The sequence below is a fragment of the Paenibacillus sp. SJS-P3 genome (assembly GCF_056711585.1).
The window spans coordinates 2,414,157-2,435,743 of the sequence record NZ_CM160043.1 but is presented as its reverse complement, the minus strand read 5'-3'; the positions used below and the strand labels follow the sequence as shown (position 1 = coordinate 2,435,743).

The 21,587-nt window shown below is 48.8% G+C and carries 18 protein-coding genes; 2 read left to right on the top strand and 16 right to left on the bottom strand.

The genetic code is table 11. From position 1 onward, the window contains the following. The first annotated feature begins 1,051 nt into the window (after positions 1-1,051). Complete coding sequence (locus tag AC06G8_RS11190; protein ID WP_480285319.1) at positions 1,052-2,323, top strand: IS110 family RNA-guided transposase; 1,272 nt, start codon at positions 1,052-1,054, stop codon at positions 2,321-2,323. A gap of 1,029 nt (positions 2,324-3,352) precedes the next feature. Here AC06G8_RS11190 and AC06G8_RS11185 read toward each other — a convergent pair. The 14 genes from AC06G8_RS11185 to AC06G8_RS11120 all read right to left on the bottom strand — a co-directional run bounded on the left by AC06G8_RS11185 (position 3,353) and on the right by AC06G8_RS11120 (position 16,546). Further along, positions 3,353-4,054: a hypothetical protein gene (locus tag AC06G8_RS11185; RefSeq protein WP_480285318.1), complete on the bottom strand. Its 702-nt coding sequence runs from the start codon at positions 4,052-4,054 to the stop codon at positions 3,353-3,355. A gap of 673 nt (positions 4,055-4,727) precedes the next feature. Next, positions 4,728-5,567 carry an SDR family oxidoreductase gene (locus AC06G8_RS11180; RefSeq protein ID WP_480285317.1) on the bottom strand — a complete coding sequence of 280 codons (840 nt, stop codon included), beginning with the start codon at positions 5,565-5,567 and terminating at the stop codon, positions 4,728-4,730. Between the two features lie 15 nt (positions 5,568-5,582). Further along, positions 5,583-5,921, bottom strand: coding sequence for a hypothetical protein (locus AC06G8_RS11175; protein ID WP_480285316.1), 339 nt, complete (start codon positions 5,919-5,921; stop codon positions 5,583-5,585). A gap of 12 nt (positions 5,922-5,933) precedes the next feature. Beyond that, complete coding sequence (locus AC06G8_RS11170; RefSeq protein WP_480285315.1) at positions 5,934-6,416, bottom strand: nuclear transport factor 2 family protein; 483 nt, start codon at positions 6,414-6,416, stop codon at positions 5,934-5,936. Positions 6,417-6,630: 214 nt separating this feature from the next. Then, entirely contained in the window at positions 6,631-7,482 is an 852-nt protein-coding gene (locus tag AC06G8_RS11165; RefSeq protein ID WP_480285314.1) for an aldo/keto reductase, read from the bottom strand. Between the two features lie 259 nt (positions 7,483-7,741). After that, on the bottom strand, positions 7,742-8,140 hold the full coding sequence (locus tag AC06G8_RS11160; protein ID WP_447664023.1) for a MerR family transcriptional regulator: 399 nt from the start codon (positions 8,138-8,140) through the stop codon (positions 7,742-7,744). A 46-nt stretch (positions 8,141-8,186) separates the two neighbouring features. Further along, positions 8,187-9,176, bottom strand: a complete 990-nt coding sequence (locus AC06G8_RS11155; RefSeq protein WP_480285313.1) for an aldo/keto reductase — start codon at positions 9,174-9,176, stop codon at positions 8,187-8,189. 528 nt (positions 9,177-9,704) lie between these two features. Continuing rightward, positions 9,705-10,472 (bottom strand): GT-D fold domain-containing glycosyltransferase, encoded by a 768-nt coding sequence (locus AC06G8_RS11150; RefSeq protein WP_480285312.1) that lies wholly within the window; start codon positions 10,470-10,472, stop codon positions 9,705-9,707. A gap of 13 nt (positions 10,473-10,485) precedes the next feature. Continuing rightward, on the bottom strand, positions 10,486-11,499 hold the full coding sequence (gene galE / locus AC06G8_RS11145) for a UDP-glucose 4-epimerase GalE (protein WP_480285311.1): 1,014 nt from the start codon (positions 11,497-11,499) through the stop codon (positions 10,486-10,488). Between the two features lie 20 nt (positions 11,500-11,519). After that, positions 11,520-12,314, bottom strand: coding sequence for a glycosyltransferase family 2 protein (locus tag AC06G8_RS11140; RefSeq protein ID WP_447664019.1), 795 nt, complete (start codon positions 12,312-12,314; stop codon positions 11,520-11,522). Positions 12,315-12,320: 6 nt separating this feature from the next. Next, a complete protein-coding gene (locus tag AC06G8_RS11135; protein ID WP_480285310.1) occupies positions 12,321-13,049 on the bottom strand; it encodes a GT-D fold domain-containing protein in 729 nt (242 codons plus the stop codon). Between the two features lie 13 nt (positions 13,050-13,062). Continuing rightward, positions 13,063-14,229 carry a glycosyltransferase family 2 protein gene (locus AC06G8_RS11130; RefSeq protein ID WP_480285309.1) on the bottom strand — a complete coding sequence of 389 codons (1,167 nt, stop codon included), beginning with the start codon at positions 14,227-14,229 and terminating at the stop codon, positions 13,063-13,065. Positions 14,230-14,271: 42 nt separating this feature from the next. Further along, positions 14,272-15,240, bottom strand: coding sequence for an NAD-dependent epimerase/dehydratase family protein (locus tag AC06G8_RS11125; RefSeq protein WP_480285308.1), 969 nt, complete (start codon positions 15,238-15,240; stop codon positions 14,272-14,274). A 28-nt stretch (positions 15,241-15,268) separates the two neighbouring features. Further along, positions 15,269-16,546, bottom strand: coding sequence for a nucleotide sugar dehydrogenase (locus tag AC06G8_RS11120; RefSeq protein WP_480285307.1), 1,278 nt, complete (start codon positions 16,544-16,546; stop codon positions 15,269-15,271). A gap of 249 nt (positions 16,547-16,795) precedes the next feature. On the opposite strand from AC06G8_RS11120, the gene AC06G8_RS11115 reads away from it, so the two are divergent. Further along, a complete protein-coding gene (locus tag AC06G8_RS11115) occupies positions 16,796-17,980 on the top strand; it encodes a glycosyltransferase family 4 protein (RefSeq protein WP_480285306.1) in 1,185 nt (394 codons plus the stop codon). Between the two features lie 446 nt (positions 17,981-18,426). Here the strand turns inward: AC06G8_RS11115 and AC06G8_RS11110 are convergent, their stop codons facing one another. Beyond that, the gene (locus tag AC06G8_RS11110) at positions 18,427-20,058 is read right to left on the bottom strand and encodes a glycosyltransferase (RefSeq protein WP_480285305.1); all 1,632 of its coding nucleotides are present in this window, start codon (positions 20,056-20,058) and stop codon (positions 18,427-18,429) included. Between the two features lie 280 nt (positions 20,059-20,338). Then, positions 20,339-21,583 (bottom strand): glycosyltransferase family 4 protein, encoded by a 1,245-nt coding sequence (locus AC06G8_RS11105; protein WP_447664013.1) that lies wholly within the window; start codon positions 21,581-21,583, stop codon positions 20,339-20,341. Between the last annotated feature and the right edge of the window lie 4 nt (positions 21,584-21,587).

Genomic DNA, 21,587 nt, shown 5'->3' with positions numbered 1-21,587 from the left:
TACAGGCGAATCTAGTTTGACGAGCGTATTCATTTTTGAAACGGATTAATTCTTTTTCTGTCAAATCCTCTTGGCACGCTTTAATGCAATGGTTTGATTATAGTGAGGGTCAACATAGCTATAAACGTGCGCGTACGATCCCTATCCTTCCCAGGTAGACAATAAACTATTCGACGTACTACCTCTGTTACATTTGTTCTTTTAAGCCGGTTGTCCACGCTTGATAAAAAATCGTCCCTTAAAGATTCAATTAGTTTTGGATATTTTCGCTCAAATGTTGGTTCCTCATCAAGCCCATAGTACTCGATTCCCTTTTTAATGGATTCGACATTCTTTGATATCACACCTCTTTTAAGAAAAAACTAATAAAAATGATTATTCATGTATAAAACAGAATAAAATAGCTCGATACCGCCTCAAATGGGAGCATCGAGCTTTTTTCAGAAGGATCATTCTATTGGGAACTTTTCAAACTCGGTTTTCAACCATTGATTATTTTGTTGAGAAATATACTGTTCCATACGAATTAGTAGACTATCCAACTCCGGCTTAGTTAGCTGCATGTAACGCTTTCTGACCCTGTCTAGATCACGGTCTTGCTTTATGTGCTTAAATGTATCTAGATCGCTACGGTGTCCGTCGATCTTCGGCTCGAACAGGTATCGATCATCATCCCTGGCTCCTCACGCTTACTCAGCAGCATTGCCTGCGGTGCATTCACGGCTGCACCTCCCTTCAACAGTTTAATATGCGATTCTACTGTCCGATGAAAATAAAGATTTAGACAGGATTTGTTGGTCCTACGCTGATTTTGAATTGCTAAATCGTCAGACTCGGAATAATTAGTTCTAGATTGTTCAAATATAAAACCAGCGGCTGTTCTAGGACCTGAAATAAGTCCTGGACTGCCGCTGGTTTATTGAACTAACCTTCCCCGTTAGGATTCCTGTAGAGCGTTAATTTTGCACTTTGCACAAAAACGAGCGACTCCGGTACGATGGGGTAGTCACGGGTCATAGCCCTTTAGCCATCATAAGGAGGTCGCTCTATCTTGAAGTTTAAAGCGCAAACCAAACAAAATCAACTGCTCGAACGCATTTCAACCCAGCACCTTGTCGTCGGTATCGACATTGCCCAGCAAACCCACGTTGCACGCGCCGTCAACTTCCGTGGAATTCTGCTCGGCACTACGCTTCACTTCTCCAACGACGCCGCCGGCTTCAGCTTACTGCTGCAGTGGATGAAAGATTTGCAGGAAACGCACCAACTAAACGACACCATAATCGGCATGGAACCAACCGGCCACTACTGGCTCAGCCTCGCGGCCTGGCTCAAAGACCGCAGCCTCGAGGTCGTGTTGGTGAATCCTCATCTCGTCAAAAAGAACAAGGAAAACCGCGACAATACACCATCTAAAAGCGACATCAAGGATGCCTTCGTTATCGCCGACATGGTGAAAAACGGCTACTACATATTTATCAAAGAATCCAGCGAAGTATTCATGGAACTGCGCGTTCTCATGGCAAACCGGGAGACAATCGTCCATCGTCTCGTCAGCGTCAAGAACCAGATCCACCGCTGGGTCGACATTGTGTTCCCCGAGCTGCGGCAGGTATACAAACACCTCATTGGCTCCGGATCGCTTGCAACCCTGCGTCTCTTTCCTACGCCTGCCGATCTTCAAAAGCTCACCGTTCGCCAGGTAGTCGACGGCTGGAAAACGGTCATGAAGCGGCACAGTGGTGAACGAAGAGCTGGCGAACTACTGGCTCTGGCAGCGCGCTCAGTCGGCGCCAAGCATGCCGAGAAAGCCTACAAGCTTCATCTGCAACAGCTGCTGGCCGAATACGATCTGGCTACGGAGCAGCTGCAGGTAATCGAGGATGAAGTGGCGGCTGCGCTGGCCCGGATCCCACTGGCCAAGCCGCTGCTGGCCATTAAGGGCATGAGCATCTTGTCTGTCGCCGGCATTCTGGGTGAAGCTGGCGACCTCAGCGGCTATGCACATGGCAATGCGTTGCTGCGGCATGCCGGCCTCAACCTAGCTGAAGCGAGCTCTGGCAAATGGAAGGGCCAGATGTCCATCAGCAAACGTGGCCGACCAAGGCTTCGGCATGCCCTGTTCATGGCAACCATGGCCCTCATCATGAACGATGTATCGTTTAAACGACAGCATGAAGTGAATGTGAAGACGAAAAGCATGAAGCCAATGCGCTCAGTGATGAAGCTTTGCGGCAAGCTAGCTCGCCTTATAGTTGCCATGGCACAGAGCGGTGAAGCTTACGAACCGGATCGTGCTCATCCTATGAAACAAGCTGCTTAATCGCTTCTCAATTAGCACGAATACTGGCTTATTCGCGGGATCTCAAGACTGCACGGAGTACCGGATTGCGTTCAACAAAAGGGCACAGACCCGTACCGTTAGGATAACCGGCCTCCACCCACCGGATAGGCGTAACGAAGGAATGAAAGGGCATCGACCCGTCGAGAAATGGGAGTGAGAGCCTCCGGAGGTACGTGGAGCAGCGTGCAACAGAGCAGTAAAAAAGGAGCGAAAACTCGCCCCTTCTGTTCCCGCATGCGCTTCGGTTGCCGAATTGGACGGTACATCCCCTCTTCTATCCGGACAGCGATTTATCCTTTGGGGAGATCCTGCGAATAAGCGAGCATTCGTGAGAAAACTACATTTTACCGAGGGAGTTGAATCAAAATTTGTGATATTTCACTTTATATATATGTCAGTTGGATCAAACACTACCTGGCACAAGCTAAGTTATCCGTTTTGATATCGTGTATTTCTTTAACGATAACCGATGCCTGGGTGACTCCAATCGGATTATTCCATATTCAACCGTAATAACAGGTTCCCGTCTCCGCTTGTTAACGTCTTCGGAACGCTCTGCCGCGCGCCAGAGCAAAGAAAATCAACAGCGCAATAAATGACCCAACGATCGCGGGGATGATGTGAAACCCACCACCGGTCCCCTCGGCCCCAACAGTTCCGACCCTAACCACGATCCAAAAAAGCCGGCAATGATAATTCCATGCACGCCTCCCGGTACGTCCCGCCCAATCAGATTGCCGCTTAACCATCCAATAAGTCCACCGTCAATGAGTACCCAGATTAGATACAAGAAATGGTCTCACTTCCATTGGTTTAGTACTAGTTATGTTTCGTTAAGGGGAATGATGCCCATTTGATCTTAAGTTCATCTGATTTTTATATTCGCTCTATTTCTTTGTTTGTTCGGTCCATTAACGCGATGGCATCTTTATCTGTAGGTTTTTCTATTAGAGCTTCCAGGTAAATCACCGCATGCTGACTGCATGCGGTGATTTGATTTTCATCATTTTATGGTGTCCATTGATCGTGAACAATTCCAACCAGTGCGTGATCCTGACCAATCTTCTCGAACACTAGACGAAGACTTCGCCAGTCCATTCCCTTTACAGCCGGGTCGATGCCACTGATATGGTATTCGACGAAGGCAAAGCTTTCCTGTGGATATACCTCATTCAAATTGCTGGGTGTAGTGCTCTCATCAAGCACCGTGTTAAGTGAAATCTCACCCTTGTTTATAAAATCGGCATCATATACAAATTTTTTATGATATTCAGAATAAGGCATTTCAATAAGCTCACCATTGCCAGGGAACGTTCTCCATACATAAGAAGTCGTATCTTCCATCAAGCCTGCAACCTCATCCTTAGAAAAGTGTACGTCCTTCTTCAGATCTACATTTGCATAAGGGGAGAAACGCAGACCCTTGTCCCTGCTAACCCAGTTTGCAACTGTGCTCATGTCGCCTCTCTCAAGCGCAGTTATGACGGTCTTGGCAGACTCGAGGGCTGTCGGTGGTGTACCTTCCTCGGGCGCCTCCTCTTCTGCTGGTGTATCCTTTGGCTCGCTTTCCTCCGGCTTCTCATTCTTCGGCGGCTGTGGCTGTTCTTCCTGTTCTGGCGCGTTATTCGGCTCCTCATTGGCTGTATTGCTGCAGGCAGCTAGCACGAGCAGTACAGACATCATTACCAGCAGAAGTAGCTTTTTTTTCATATTTTCTCTCCTTTCCTCTTTACCCTTTAAACGCGTTTTTTTTCATAAGGTTACAGCTAAAAGGAAATTCAATGGGAATGACCTGTATTTTCTATCCAAAAAAAGTTCACTCTTAGGGGAGTTTTCATCTAACTATTGATTTCGTAATGAAATAGTAACCGTACTAAATTAAAAATTTAATTGATCTTAATTCTTTTCGGGAATTAAGATTAATGAACAATTGCTTTTCACTAGGCTTATTTTGTATTACTCCGCACATTATAAGGGGAGATTTGTGTCACTGCTTCTGTTTATCGTTTACTATAGAGGGACATTTGTGTCAATCTCCAACTAAAAGGGGAGTATTGTGTCACAAATTTATGACACAATACTCCTCTCAAAATACAAAAAAACCTTATAAAATAAGGTTTCTCGAAAGGATACTTTTGTGTCAATTAAAGAACTGCGTCTTACTGTAGTATACGAAGGTTCTTCTTAATGAGCCGTCCGACTGTTCCATCTCTTGAATGGAAATACATAAGAATGAATAAAAAACGGGTCAGGGAGCTCGCTTTTCCCCAACCCTAATCGTTATCTTAAAGATCAATCTTTCGGTCAGCAAGCCACTGAATGGTTTCCGGTCGATTAGACTGTGTATACAAACTTCGTACGGATTGTGTCTGCGAATTCAAGCTCAATCAAAATTCGTATTATCGGACACTACGCGCCAAGATTCGTACTCAGCCAGACGCCGCTGATAATGCTGAATGACGGCATCTACCATGCCTTTGCCCGCAAGCCAGCGGAAAGGCGGATTGGCATCGCCTGCGACCCTCATGAGCGCCTTTGCAAGCTTTGCAGGATCACCGAATTGTTCTCCTTCAAAGTAGAAGTCATGCATCGAATTTCTCTGGGTCGAATAGTCGTCGATCTGGAGGTCGGAAAACTTGGCCGATGACTGTTTATTGGTGAAGTCCGTGCGGAATGGTCCGGGCTCCACGAGCAGGACCTGAATGCCGAAAGGCTTCAGTTCGGTATTCAACCCCTCTGCCCACCCTTCCAACGCGAACTTGGAGGCGCTGTACACCGATCCTCCCGGAATCGACATCAACCCCATCATGGAGCTGAATACCATGACGGTTCCCGAACGTTGTTTACGCATGATCGGCAGTACGGCACGGGTCAGTCTCATCGTCCCGAATACATTGGTTTCCATTTGCTGACGGAGCTGCTCCTCCGAAATCTCCTCGAAGTAACCAAGCTGTCCGTATCCGGCGTTGTTGACCAGCACATCGATTCGCCCAAATTGCTCCATTGCCGCTTGAACAACAGCTTGTACCTGATTCTCATTCGTTATATCAAGCTGGGTGATAAGAAGGTTCGGCGAATCGCCAAGCTTCGTTTTCATCCCTTCCGTTTTCCGGGCCGCAGCAACGACTTTATAGCCTTGATTCAACGCTTCCTTGGCGATTGCCGCACCGATACCTTTATTGGAACCTGTAATTAACCATACTTGATCATTTGTATTACGCATTTGTCTGCCTCCATTTCATGAAAAAGGTTTATGTGGCGATGTTACCCCTGCAGCCTTACCCACGACGACACGCCGGATGAACAATGAAATGACAAGACCGATTACCGCAACGATTGCCGCAAACCAGAACACATGCTGCGATCCCATCGTCATCGCATTTGCCAACTCGTTCGGCTGTTTAGGGGCTGCGGAAGTTTGCAGATAATGTTCCATACCGGTTGAAAGAATACTAATTGAAACAGCCGTTGCAATCGAGCCTGTTACTTGCTGCACCGTATTCATGACGGCCGTGCCATGCGGATACAGTTGTGGAGGCAACTGCCGCCAACCCTTTAAAAAGACAGCTTCATTCACCGACTACTTTTATCATGAATTCATTTCCTGACGGTCTTGCCATGCAAAGGTCGAGGTTCGTTTTGCGATTAGCCAATGGCCATTTTCATTAACATATTCGTCATCATAGTGAACGCCGCTTTTGATGTTGATCTTCTTGCCGTCCACCGTAGCGATAAGGTCGACCAGGCAATAAAGCGTTCCTTTTGCTGTATTTCCGCTGATCGACACGGTGTGCTGGCCATTGAAGTGATAGACGATATCGAAATTTTTCAAGAAGCTTTCAAATGCAGTCCCGATTTCTTCCGTTCCTCGCAAGCTTGAAACCACATTTCCATCTACAATAGAGTCCACGGTTGCGTTCGCGGTGAAAAGCGTAGTCTGCTTTTGTGTTTCTTTCCGATCAGCCAGTATAGAAAACGTGTCGACGAGCTCTCTTATGGCTCTTACTTGTTCGAGTTCAACGATTCTCTCATAAAGGCGAGATTGCGATTCCTGCTCATTTGCATTGGTCATTTTGTTTCCTCCTTGTGTTTAATAGTCCGGCACTCTCAACGATAATCATTTACCCCTTTGAATCTCCTTTTTGACTAGCGGCACACGCCAAGGTTCTAGCGCGACATGCCAATTGATGATGCCGCTTATGATTTCCAACTGTGCAGTTTTATTTGTTGGGCGAGATCGACTTAAAAAAAAGAAACTGACGGAAACGCCGACAGTTTCGGATGGATTATGCCTCAAATTTATAGCTGCTGAGGGATTTCACAATCTCCGGGTCGTTATGGGACAGGAACAAGCTTTTCTTCGAATCCAGCGTTTGAATCGCATCCATATCCTCTTGGCTTAAAGCAAAGTCGAAGATGTTGAAGTTCTCGATAATTCGATCTTTATGAACCGATTTCGGGATGGCCACGACCCCTCTTTGCGTCAACCAGCGGAGAACAACCTGAGCAACGGATTTGTTGTACTTCCCGGCGATGGAGAGCAGCACGTCATTGTGGAACAGATTATTGCGTCCTTCCGCAAACGGACCCCAAGACTCTATCTGTACCTTGTTCTCCTGCATGAATTGGGCACCTTCAATTTGCTGGCAGAACGGATGGGTCTCAACCTGGTTGACGGCCGGTGTCACTTCATTATGAATGATCAGATCGATTAGGCGGTCTAACTGAAAATTGCTGACACCGATGGCTCTGATCTTTCCTTCTCGATAAAGATCTTCCATCGCTCGCCAAGAACCGTAAACATCGCCGAACGGCTGATGGATCAAGTACAAATCCAGATAATCGAGTTGCAGATTGGCCAGAGACTTTTCAAATGCTTTCTTTGTCCGTTCATAACCGGTATCCTGAATCCAAAGCTTGGTTGTAACAAAAAGCTCCTCTCTCGCCACGCCGCTCCGCTTTATGGCACGGCCGACCGCCTCCTCATTACGGTACGAAGCTGCTGTGTCGATCAACCGATAGCCAGTCATAAGAGCGTCATAAACGCTTGCCTCACATTGCTGACCGTCCGGGATTTGGTATACGCCAAAGCCCAGAATCGGCATCTTCACGCCGTTGTTTAAAATTACGTGCTGCATACAATCCCTCCAGTGTGATTAAATTTAAAGTTGCCCGTACTAAAATGGAGTCAATTTCTCCATTGGTGGATCAAGTGCATCCTCCATTGAGCGGAGAGTAACCACCATTTTCATACTACATAAACCCTGACCCTCAGTAACTGGCGCTATACGCCAAAATACTTGCACGAGCTGCCATACGCTTCCCCTTCAAAGACTTAGTTGCTTGTGGCAACCGCATGCTAGGGAATCCTGTTTCGAGCTTTTGGTAAAGATTACGTCAGCTTTTAACTTTTTTGTGTAAAGTTTTCTCTTTCATCACAATCGTCTGTTCATAGCGAGCAATTTTATCATTGAGACGTACGAACGTGCTCGTCATTTCCTCGATTTTGGCGGCAAGCCGGTCGCGCTGCTCAATCAGCAGTTCTTTGCGGATGACGAGCGTGTCGTCTCCCTGTTGAAAGAGATCCACATACTCGATCAATGCTTCGACGGGAAGCCCTGCGCTTTGCCTCATACATTTGATAAAATCAACCCACTTGATATCTTCCTCGGTATACTCCCTGTTTCCGCTTCTGTTTCGGGTAACGGGCGGGATTAATCCGATGCGTTCATAATACCGAAGCGTATCCTGAGAAAGCCCAAACTTCTCGCTCACTGCCGCGATCGTCATCGTCATATTGCAGCCCACCTTCTTATTCATGTCGACTCCGCTATCATGATAATCAACGTGATGTCAACGCACCGACGACAGGATGCGGCACATAGGGTTCTTCGAGCAATGCGATTTCTTCCGGCTTCAGCTTGACGGACAGTGACGGTACCGCTTCTTCGAGCTGGGATAAGCTCGTCACGCCGATGATCGGTGAGGTTACAGTCTCCTTTTGCAGCATCCAGGCGAGCGCGACTTGAACGCGGGGAACGCAGTGCTGCGCTGCGATGGCTGCGACACGTTCCACGATCGGCCGGTCGGCCGTCATCATCGCATCATACTTCCATTTCTGCGCTTGATCGGTTTCAGATCGAGGCGTCGTTTCTCCTGGATCGCGCAGCAGCCTTCCGGATGCCATTGGGCTGTATGGAATTACGCCGATCTTCTCTTCTTTGCAGAGTGGGAGCATTTCACGCTCCTCCTCGCGATATTGAAGATTGTAATGGTTCTGCATAGACACGAACCGAGTCCAGCCATGCCGATCCGCAACATGCAGCGCTTTGAGGAACTGCCAAGCGAACATCGCGGAAGCGCCTATGTACCGTGCTTTCCCTGCCTTCACCACATCGTGCAATGCTTCCATTGTTTCTTCGATAGGAGTGTCATAGTCCCAGCGGTGAATTTGATACAGATCCACATAATCCGTTCCGAGTCGCTTGAGGCTCTTATCGATTTCGCTCAAGATGGCCTTTCGGGAAAGGCCGGCGCCGTTAGGTCCTTCATGCATGCGGAAATGAACCTTTGTTGCAATGACGACCTCATCTCGTTTTGCGTAATCCCTCAAAGCTCTGCCTACGATTTCCTCGCTCGCGCCAGTCGAATATACATTGGCCGTATCGAAAAAATTAATGCCGAGATCAAGGGCCTTTCTAATGATCGGACGGCTGCGTTCCTCGTCGAGAATCCATGGATGTGTCCACCGGCTCACATCGCCGAAGCTCATACAGCCAAGACAAAGTCTGGATACGTCCAAGCCGGTATTGCCCAATTTTACGTATTCCAAATCCATCATTCCTCTCTCAATTGGGTGCCTATACCATACGGCGATATTATCCCATATGGAGTTAACTCCAAGTCAAGCATCTGTGGAGAATTGTTCTATGTGCAGGTCTTGCCATGTATCTCGGCGGCGGCATGCCGCCCGCAAATCAATTTCGTGATTCATCTGGAGACGATCCACCTATGGTGGGTATCAAGAGCCTTTTTTGAGACATGAATATACGTAAAATTAGGCGAATCAGGAACCAGCATCCCATCACTGTACAGATCAGCAAGATATGTGCATTCCTAATTTTAAAGGAGACCATAATAAATCATGGTCTCCTTCTAAACAGAATGAAATGGGCAGGTTGTTTTTTTATCTTCCCACATATGAAGTTCTAATTGATTGCCTATCCATCCCGTATAGAATACTCAAGACAAAAACTTAACATGACTCCAATTCGCCGTCCTCAATTCAATCTTGAGAACGTTCCGTCTATGGAATAAAACAACCGGCAACCGAATATAGACTGGTGCCGGCCGACAGCTGTTACATTTCCATGAGTTTAGCTAGCTCGATTTGTCCGGTGAGCCACTCTTCCCCTTCGATTTTGCCGGTGATTAACGTTTCAATGCCCTGACCGAGATCCAAAGCGACTTTCCCTAAATCTCTGGCGATATGCGGAGCAAGAATGACAGCGTTTGTTCCTGCAGCCAGTAAACACAAGTCAAATTCGCATTCCCTTATTTCCTGCTTTACCCTAGGAATATCCTCATAGCTCTCGATTTTGATCGTACCCGTAATTTGGAAATTTAGCGCAGCCTGCAGTTGGTTTTCCAAGGCTTTCTTTACCTCGTCCGCGTAGCCGCACACGATGGCGATCTTTCTGTTTGTTAACATGTCATGGAATTTCTGTTGTTGAGAAATCATCATGACTCGTCTAGTATAAGCCTCAAATACGAACTTCGGAGCTATGCCATAGAAATCGAATACTTTTCTGGTGAACTCCCCTGACCTCGATACCCGAATGTTGATTCCGACGATATCCGCATTTCGCACCGCTTCTAACGTAGCATCGCGAGCCTCAATGTTTGGAAACGTAATCCCGCGATGCTGATGTCCTCTTTTTACTTTAGAATAATTCGCAACATGTGCTTCCGGATGGTTCATAAATTGCTCTTCCGAATAAACCTCATATTGAGCCAGGACATGCGTTTCGGTCACCCCTACGGATATCACGGAGAGCGGCAAACGCCGGTCAAGTGAATATAGGATTCGATCCAAGACTTGCCCGGTAGTCAGTTCTTGATACGCCAATCATGCGCCCCCCTCACAATGCATATCCTCCAGGATTGTGCAACTGCCAGCGCCAAGCGTCTGCACACATCGCCTCCAAATCCTTTTCAGCCTTCCAGCCGAGTTCTTGTTCGGCCTTCCGCGGGTCTGCATAACTGACGGCCACATCGCCAGGCCGACGGTCCACCAACTGATAAGGCACATTGCAGCCTGCAATCTTCTCAAACGCATGCACAAGCTGGAGCACGCTATACCCTGTTCCCGTCCCCAGGTTATACGCTGCTATTCCTTCCGTATGCAGCGAACGTTCTAAAGCTTTCAAATGGCCCCGGGCAAGATCAACCACATGGATATAATCCCTGACCCCCGTGCCGTCCGCCGTCGGATAATCGCTGCCGAACACGTGCAGTGTTTGAAGCTTGCCCACCGCAACTTGGGTAAGATACGGCATGATATTATTAGGTACGCCTTTTGGATCCTCTCCTATATGCCCGCTTGGGTGAGCTCCTACCGGATTAAAATAACGAAGCAAAGAGATACTCCACGACGGGTCGGCAGCCGTAAGATCCCTTAATATGACTTCAATCATCTGCTTGGTCCGCCCGTAAGGGTTGATAGCCTTAAGACACTCTTCCTCTCTGATCGGTACATGCTCCGGATACCCATACACGGTAGCCGAAGAACTGAATACTAATTTCTTGACATTGTACTTCAGCATGGTATCCGTAAGAATCAGCGTACCGGTAATATTGTTTTGGTAATAGTTCAGTGGATGCCTTATAGATTCTTCCACGGACTTAAACCCGGCAAAATGGATCACGGCTTCAATTACATGCTCGGTGAACACTTTCTCTAGCCGGTCACTGTCCAATAAATCGACATTGTAAAATCGCAGCGGCTTGCCTGCAATTTCCTGTACACGGTTTAGAGACTCCGGATTACTATTGGACAAGTTGTCAACCACAATGACGTCGTAGCCTGCCTGCAAAAGCTCCACACAAGTGTGGCTCCCGATAAAGCCTGCTCCCCCGGTCAGAAGGATCGACATGATATCCTCTCCTTTCCCTTTCAACTGCTTGACGATTTGGGCTGCAGGTCGACGATTTTGATCCAACCGCTATCCTTCACGAACACGGGCTCAAACTCATCTCCCCAGCGCTTCAGGGCATCACGTATATTCCATTCGGTAATCTCGCAGTAGATATCAACCAAATTCGTTTGATTGTGGTGATGCCGGCGGTGGATGTAAAGCGGAACGTCGATCCAATGGAAATGACTAACCTCGATCAAACGCATCAGCACCCGCTTGTCTTCCATATACCTGCCTTCATAAGGGTCATCCGTTGGCCAGCCGCCTATTGCTTTCAACGTGGAAGTCCGGTAAAACCGGGGCCATTGCGACATATTGGATAGCAGAAAATCGTACTTATCCCGGAATGAACGATTCTTCGTTACGATATTAAAAAATAAGCCGCCACTCGGATTAATCGAGATGGAGTTGATGTTTCCGCTGATCAATCCGACATGCTCAGGCTGATTACGAGCTTCGGCGAGCAAAACCTCAAGCGTGTATGGAAAGAACCAGTCGTCCGCATCCAGCTGGATGACATAAGGTGTTGTGACGGCAGCCAAACCGGCATTCATCGTCTTCGATTGACCGATGTTTCGTTCGTTGCACATGTATGTTACGCGAGAATCCGCGAGATAAGGCTTAGCAAGAACAATGCTTTCATCCGTTGATGCATCATCAACCACAATGAGCTTCCAATGCTCGTAGGTTTGTTTAAATACGGTTTCAATCGCTTCCTTCAAGAAACCTCCTGCATTATACGTAGGGATGATTATCGTCACTTCCGACTCCATCCGCATTCACCTCAGGTTCCTGACTAAAGCTTCGAAATCAAATCCGTCTTGGCCGTCGATAAGCAAATCCAGCGCATGGCCGAAATCCAGCGCTACCCTGCCGGTATCGTTTGCCAAACGCGGAGCCAGAAGCGTCGCAGGAATACCTGCCGCGATAAGTGAGACCTGCCACTCCTTGTTGCCGCGCAGCTGCTCATATGCCGTCTCCAACTGTTCGTAGCCTTCCAGGTTCACAGTATCGACAACCGTCACGCCGTTCCTTTGAAAAACTGGCGCAGCCTCTGCGGCTCTGCGGCCTGCCAGTATGACACGGTACTGCCGCATCCACTGCCAGAAATTGGGCAGCCTCGTCATATGATGCGTAACCCAGGCCGAGCAAATGGTATAGAAGCCCAGGCTAAGATCCAGAAACGCCTTCTTTGAATATTCCGCACCTGAGGCGTCCTCCCAGGTCGACAGAATGCCTACTGTCGTTGCGGAAGTAAAAGCCTTAATCAGCTCCGCGCGAATATTCTGGCCGGCAAGGCCGTTATACCTGCGATAATAGGTCATGCCATTATAAAAATCAGGAAAAATCCGCAGCTCGGAAATTTCGGCGTGACCGAAACGGGACAGCGAATACGGTTTGCCATCCCTTACCGCGTCATCGATGCAGCCCATTATTTCTTCCGTCGTAAGGAGGTAACGTTCATAGCTGAAATCATTCGTAAAATATCGGTTATCCCTGTACTCCAAGACCATCTTCCTTTCACTCAATGACTTCGATTGGAATGCTCGGGAACCCGTTTAGTATATAGGGCAATAAGTAATGACCTTGACGTGATCCGAGCAGAAAAATGCGGTCTATCCCACGAGTAACGATAAGTTTGGAGATTAATCTCTCCATGATGTCAAGCTTCAGTTCAATTTTGGGAACATACAGCGAAAGATGAAATATATCGCTCGTCAACCAGCTAAACTCATCCACATCCGAATCCGTTATATATTCGGTAGCAACCATGGTGACCGAGTAGTAGTCGGAATGCAGACCATCTATAAAATTCAAGCATCGGGGGGACAGGCGGTCCCTTCGTGTCTGAGGCACGATTAGCATCCACTTCGGCAACTTTGTGGACATCGGTTTGGTCGAATAATTATGCCAGGCGCTTCCCTTCAAGATGCGCGGGCTCATATCCAGCAGTGGTGAGAGCTCCCACTTCCGCTTCAACTCCTTTAAATAATCCTCTTGATACAGCATCGGATGACGTGCCTTGATTTGCTCGACCAGCTGTTCATGGTGATCGATCGCTTCATGGACCATGGACCGTCCATGCCTTCGATACAAGAAGAGCCTTTCAAAAATTTGATAACCGTGCCAACCCTTTTCGCCTAGCGAGATCCAGAAATCCCAGTCCTCGTAACCCATGACCACAAACCCGGATTTATAACCGCCTGCTTGAATACAGGCTTCTTTACGAAACAATGACGTTCCGCACGTGATATTGTGAGACAGCTGGGTATAGAAATTATATTGAGGGGCGTCATGGACCCAATTCTCCGTACCGAAAGCCTTAACCCACGGGGATACAAAACCGACCTTCGGAAAGAGCTCCATAATCCAGAATGCCTTCTCCAAGAACGTCGGGTGAATCAAATCGTCTGAATCAAGCGGCAAAATATAAGTGCCTCTCGCTTCTAAAATCCCACTATTTCTAGCTGCAGCCACTCCTTGATTCTTCTTCTTGATTACACGGGTTTTCGGCTTCGTTAAGGCAGCTAACATGGCAATCGTTGCCGGATCGGTCGAACCGTCATCGACAACAATGATTTCAACGTCTTGGAACGTCGAATTCAATACAGAATCAATCGTTTCTCCCAAAAATTGTCCGTAGTTATAACATGGAATGACGACGCTTATGAGCGGATCATCAGGCATGGCTGCAGTAAAACCTCCCTTTGGACAGATGGCTTGTGATGATTATTCGCTTCCGTGCCCCTGGGACCAGCGAATCGTACGCTCGAGCCCCTCTTCCAAGGAGACGAACGAAGAGAATCCCAAGACAGAGCCTGAACGTGTTAAATCCGGGATCCGGGCCGGCATGTCTTCGTAGCCCTTCCCATAGGCTTCTTCATAGGATATGAATTGAATGGGCGATTCCGAGTTCGTCATTTCAACGATCATGCGTGCCAATTGGAGCACCGTAGTCGGTCGATTCGATCCGATATTGAAAGCGAGTCCATCCGCCTGCCGGCCAAGAGCACTTATGGTCCCTCTCACCATATCGTCCACATAGGTGAAGCAGCGGGATTGTGATCCGTCTCCATAGACGAGGAGAGGCTCCCCTCTAAGCGCGGCGTGAATGAATCGGGGGATGACCATTCCGTACTGCGAAATCGTTTGCCTGGGGCCATAAGCGTTAAAGTATCGAAGTACGGTAACGGGCAATCCCTTATCGGCGTGAGCAAAGCATAAGTGCTCGTCAATGGATTTGGCCGTCGCATAGCACCACCGATGAATGGACGGCGCTCCATACACCCGATCCGAGGTTTCCGAGAACGGGAGACTTGTATTCTTGCCGTATATTTCCGACGTAGAAGCAAAAATGACCTTGATTCCTCTTCTAAAGGCCGACTCTAAGACATGCCTCGTTCCGTCTATATTTCCTTCGATGACCTTTATGGGGTCTTCTACCGTATTTTTCACGCCAAGGATTGCCGCCAAATGGAACACCGCTTCCACTTGATCTATGCATTGCTTGATCACACGGCGATTCAGAACGGACCCCTGGATGAAGGTATGGTTCTCATGAGTAAGTACTTCCTGCAGAAACGCCTCCCTGCCTGCCGACAGATCATCAAGCGTGATAACCTTGTGTCCCTGCAGCAGCAAAGCCTGCACCAGATGGGATCCTATGAACCCCGCACCTCCGGTTACAAGAATATTCATGGATGGAACTCATCTCCCGTCTCCGTTTTCAGAGTAAGACGATCTTCGATTTGTCTCTCACGCCTTCCGTCGCATTTCGCGTATCTACGATTAACTTGGCGTGCTTGGCGAGCTCGTCGTATCGAATCGAAGAATGATCCGTTAGAATCAGCAGACAGTCCATCCGCTTCACATTTCGAGCCGTAAGCGGAGTCCGTACGAATGTTGTTTCCGCAATATGAAGCTCGGCTATATAAGGGTCGTAGAAGCTCATTTGGGCCCCCTGCTTCATCAGCAGCTCAAACACTTTCAATGCCATGGATTCGCGAAGGTCGTTGACATCTTTCTTGTACGTTACGCCAACCACCATGATGCTGCACTGGTCCAGCGTAAGCGGGTAAAGGCTCTTCGCCGTCCGGGCCATTATATAGCCGGGCATTTCTTCATTCACCTGATGACTTAACTCGATGAAAGGCAAAGGGATGTCATATTGCTTTGCTTTCCAAAGTAAATACATGGGATCAACGGGGATGCAGTGTCCTCCTACCCCTGGGCCAGGGTAATACGGCATAAAGCCATAAGGCTTGGTGCTTGCTGCTCTAATAACCTCCCATATGCTGATATCCATGGCCTCGCATAACTTTACCAGATCGTTCATAAATGAGATATTCACGAAACGCTGACAGTTTTCAACCAGCTTCGTCATCTCTGCCGTTCTTGCGTTAGAAACGGTGACCACTTCATCAAACACCTTTCCGTAAATCCGCGCCGCATATTGGGTGCAGGCAGCAGTTACGCCTCCAACCACTTTGGGAATCGATTGTAAAGCTGATCGCTTCCGGCCAGGGTCGATTCGTTCCGGGGAATAGGCCAGGAACACATCGAAACCGACTCGAAACCCTCTTTGTTCAATAAATGGTTTCAGCTCCTCCTCCGTCGTGCCTGGATAGGTGGAGCTTTCCAGTAGCAATAAATGTCCCGGACGCAAATGGGGTACCGCCTGTCTCATGGCTTGAAACACATAGGACAAGTCGGGCATCGCCGCTTCATTGGTTGGAGTCGGCACGCAGAGAATGATACAGTCAGCCTCAGCAATGGCTTCGTATGAAACGCCTACATGAAAACGTCCGCCGGCAAACATTTCTTTGAGTTCCTTGCTGGTTAAATCGGATAAGTAGGGCTGCATCATCTGAAGTTGCTTGATTTTACTCTGATCTGTATCAACGCCTATGACGGTGTGGCCTTTTTCCAAAAAAAGCCTGGCCAGCGGCAGCCCAACGTATCCGAGCCCGATGATGGCGATCTTATAGCGTTCACTAGGCTGCATGAATAAGTCCCTCCCAGCTAGAATACTCCTGCCATCATCGTACGCATCTTGGTCTAGCAAAGCGCTGGATAGCTGCCTCTTTTTATGAAAATAGGAAATTGTCCCAGGTCTAATATTTTTGAAACGGGTTTTTGTCCCTTTCGGGAAGCCAAGATTACACATACACATGTAAGGACATGAGACCAGAAAGGCAGGTTACCTATGCGCGTTCTGCTAGCTACCTATTGGGGGCTTCCTTCTGTGGGAGGATTGGAGAAATATGTGCTGCAGCTGAAGAGGGGATTGGAAGCAAGGGGACATGAAGTGGATATTTTCTGCAGAATGCCTGATGACTCCGGTTTTCATATTCTAAACAAGGGCTGGAGGTTGGCTAAAAGCTGCATTCGGCCCCTGATTTCGGCCAAAGCAAATACTTACTTCGCGAAACACCTCACCGGGCTTGATCACGAAGTCGAATCTATGGAAATCGATAAATATTGCTATGAGGCTGCCGCAGCTTATTTCCGCCCGGCAACCTATGACATTATCCATACGCAGGACGTGATTTCCGCCAGGGCATTCGCTCGGATCCGCCACGCACATACAGCACTCGTTTCTACGATCCACGGATGCCTCTCGACCGAAAGTCTTGCCAGACATCAAGCGGAAGGTGTTATGATCGACGTTTTTCGTAAAACTCCGCTCTGGTATTACTACGGTCTAATTGAGCACTTCGGTATTATGCAGAACCATGAAACCATTATGCCGACAGAGTGGCTTAAATCGATCATGAACCGGGAGTTTCGCGTCCCGGATGATCGGATGACAACGATCCCGAACGGAATGGATATTGAGGAGTTCTTGCTTAAAATGAACGAACCCGCCATTATGCCCGACGCCGGCGGGAAGAAGGTCATTTTATGCTCAGCCCGCTTCGACCCGGTCAAAGGGCATATTCATTTACTTCGGGCTTTAGTCCGCTTAAAGCAGGCCAGAAACGACTGGGTGTGCTGGCTGGCGGGAAATGGGCAATTGGAAGGAAGGATAAGAGAGCAAGCTGCAACCTACGGACTTCATAACGAAGTCGTATTCCTGGGAAACCGCGAGGACATTCCGGCTCTTTTAAATAAGTCGGATATTTTCGTGCTTCCGAGCTTGCAGGACAATCACCCCTACGCCATTATGGAAGCTCATGTTGCCGGGAAAGCGGTGGTCGTTTCGAATGCCGGCGGCATACCGGAAATGGTGGCACATGAGAAGACCGGCCTGATCTATCCTGCAGGGAACGATCAGGATCTATTCGATAATCTCCTTGCCGTTCTCAGCGAAGACGATCTTAGGCGCCGGCTCGGAGAACAGTCTAAAGCGTTTGGCTTGCAGCACTGGTCTCTTCCACCGATGACCGAGAGAACCTTAGCGATCTACGATAGAGCACTCCAAAAGAGATGGAGGTAACCATCATGGCCGTGCGGAAAAAAATAAAACCCGGGAAATCGAATATAAGGGTATCCCGAGGACGACGACGTAAGAGCACGAACAGAAAAAACCGGCGTACCTTGCGTCTCGGAAGGAAGAAGCTGAGGAGGAAGCGCCGCTTCGTTTCCCTCGTCTCCGCTAACAGATATAACCGTTTTTTTCTCCCCCCCACCGAACGATTCGTTTAAAAGTGGAACGCCGAATTTGGGATCGTATCGCTGCCGAACTCCCCCCGTCCTACCTGGCGCCTGATATTGATTTCGTGCAGCATATGAAGCAGTATTCTCCCAGTCTCTAAATCTCCCTGGTCGGTCCCGGTTGCGATCCTCGCATACTATTCGGAGCCGGTCAGTTTTTATTCGCAGGCTTGTCCATTTTGCATCATCATCTGTCCTGGGCCCCCCTAGTAATAGGAGGGTGCAAGACTAGACGGATTTTCGGAGCCTTTTGCGCGTTTTGAATCTTCGTATCGGTTTCCCTTTGTGGATCTTTTTCCCCCTTCTCTTCCCGAGCCTCTTTCTTAGTACTCGGCTCAAAGGGGGATAGGATCGGCGCTCGTGCCGGATTTCCAACCCGACGGGGTATGCGTAGAGCCTTCGCTCCGACACAACAAATACATCGGACAGTCGGAAGCCGTAGCGCCTGAAGGCTTTCGGCGAAGAGAAAGGCCGTTTTGTTCCCAGTTCCAGCAGATACACGGTCGGGGTTAGATTGCCCCGATATAATCGGCCTGGTTTCAAAAGCTTTACATGTGCGGCAGCTCTTTGCATGCCTGCCCTTGCCTCCAATAGACGGAGCGTGCTCATAAAAGACGCCAATCTGACCCGATAGGCTTCCGTACCGAAGCTCTGCTTTACCCGGTCGACATCCACATCTGCGGACTGCGAATGAAGTCCTTCTTTTACTTTGCCCGAGAGCCCGTTGATATCCTCCTTATCCACCAGCATGCTCTCCTGGCCTACCGTCGTTAAAACTTCTTCCAATCCTCCCGAACGATAGGCAACCGTTTTTTTTCCGAATAACAAAGCCTCAAGAGCGATCATGCCGAACCCCTCATCGATTAAGCTCGGAACCACGACTAGATCCATCAGGGGGTACATGCTCTCGATGTCGGGCTGAAAGCCCAGCAGCCAGAAACGGTCTCGGAATTCAGACTGTTCTACCAGTGTCCGGCAGTGTCGTTCATAGTCGGCATCGCCGGCAGGACTTGCGATACATAGGAAACAAAGATCCTGCCGCTCTGCACAAAGCTTGAAGGCCATGAGCAGAAAGTGCTCTAATCCCTTCTCCCTCTGCATCCCTGCCGAGATATAACCGATCAGATGTTTGTGCTCAGGGAATCGGAATCTCTTCTTCAACTCCTCATTCGGTTGGACCCGAGGCAGAGAGCTCGCCTCACAAACCGGAGAGAACGGAGGAAGAAGCATAAGCTTCTCATCCGGCACTATTTCACGGAACAGGGCGAGTGAATGATTGGATACACCTGCGATAAAGTCGGCATATCGATTGATAAAATGAACGGATTGCAAGGCTGCTGCATGCTCTTGAATGATTTCATTGATCATCCAAACAACCGGTATACCCAACGATTTAGCCGCCATGGCGGGAAGTGCGTTCACGCAGCTGTTCACAATGACGATGTCGGGTCTGTAAACCTGGAGCGGCTGAATAAGCATGGCATGCTTTCCTTCTGCTAAGACAGAGGCTTCCGTCACCTCGAGCTCACCATCAGGGCGATAGATTGACCATAGCAAATCAAACGGTTCGATCACGGTTCGGATTCCGTTTGCCTCGGCTTCCCTCTTCAAGATGCCATCCTCGGGCACGACCAAGGTGCATTCTGTGTAAGGAGAGAGCTCCTTCGCAAGCAAAGACAAATATTTTTCCGCGCCGGTAATGAATCGTTGTCCGCAGATGTGCGAGAATAGCATAACCTTCAAGCGAGCTCCTCCGGCTTTTATTGCCGGATGATTAAGGATGGGGAAATGGCTCTTATTTGCGGTTTTCCTTCTACGCTTGCGCCTTCCGATTCTACTCGCCGCCATTTTTCTTCTCATGAGTCCAGCTCCTGATGCCGGCTAGCCGCAAGAAGTTTGTTCAGCGCTTCAGTATCTGGGATTTGGTAGCCGCTCGGTACCGACGCAATAATTTTTTTCCACACTCTAGGGTCGATGTCAATCGCCTTCTTGATTCGGGGCTTTTGAAACAACTTCGTATACAGATCACCGATATCTTTGCATGGACTCTTGGCAGTCGTTGTTCTTTTCGGGGCAGGTTTGATCGGCTTATTGCTCGATGATCGCTGTATGACAAAATTGCCCATTCTTGAACTCATGCTCATAGGCCACTAATCCTTTCTCGTTTCCGAGTCAGCGCCATTTCGTAAACCGCATCCATTCGGGACATCATGAGATCTAGCGACCATCGTTCGTTCCCGGCATGCCTCGCCTGTGAAGAAAGATGATGGCGCAGCTGTTCATCGTTCAAGAGCGTACGCAAATATTGATACAGCTGTTCATCATTGCCTACCGGAAATACCAAACCCGTTTCTCCGTGAGCGACCATTTCGGGCATGCCCCCTGCATCGGACACGATGACTGCTTTTCCCGCCACTTGTGCTTCCATGACCGCGTACGGGTGATTATCCTGCAAGCTTGGAAGGACAAATATATCGGATTGCCGAAGCAGTGCCGGAACATCTCTGCGCGTCCCCAGAAACGCAACGTCTGCCTCGATGCCATGCAACTTCACGAGCTCGCGGAAATTGAATTCCAGCCCGCCGCTGCCAACAAGCCAGCATACCCAGTCATCTCTCTCCCGTCTTAATTTGGCGAGCGCCCGTATCAGATACTTATGACCTTTGATGACATCAAAGCGTGCTGGACAAATGATGACCTTTTTCCCTGAAGCAGGACGCATATCGCTTTCGCCGTGCAGCTGGTCCGTGAAGCCTCGAATATCGATACCGTTAGGAACGACCGTTAACCGATCCCGGGGAATGGCAAATTCGTCAACCAACATCTGTTTCATCCACTGTGTCGGCAGAGTAGCCGCGTCTGCATTCAAACCGAGCTGTTCGCGCATGACGGCATATTGCCACAGCCGCTCCTTGCGTTCCGGGTTCTCCAGGTCCCCCTGTCTGAGCAACGTAAGAAACCATTCGCCTGCCAGATGCCCGTGGATGGTGGTAACCAACGCGGTTTGCGGACTCTTGATCCGAAACAATGCCCGTGCGGAGATGACATCCTGCGCATGGATGAGGTCATAAGAATCCACGCCTAAATAAGCCGCCCCCAGCTCATAGCAATACTTCTCCGTCTCCGCATCCAGAATGATCGGATCCAAACCGGACAGGCTCTCCTGGAAATACGCCTTCACGTTCGACTCCACTAAGGATTTTACTGATTTTCTCGGTAAATGCCGACGTTTGTTCAAGATGGAATAGCCGCTGCCATCAGGATACCTGCACAGAATATCCACCTGGTGGCCGCGTTGTTCCAGCCCCAGCTTCAGCTGCCGAATATAGAGATCCACTCCCCCAACATGAGGCAAACCCCAAAAGGTGGCCAGCAGTATTTTCATGGCT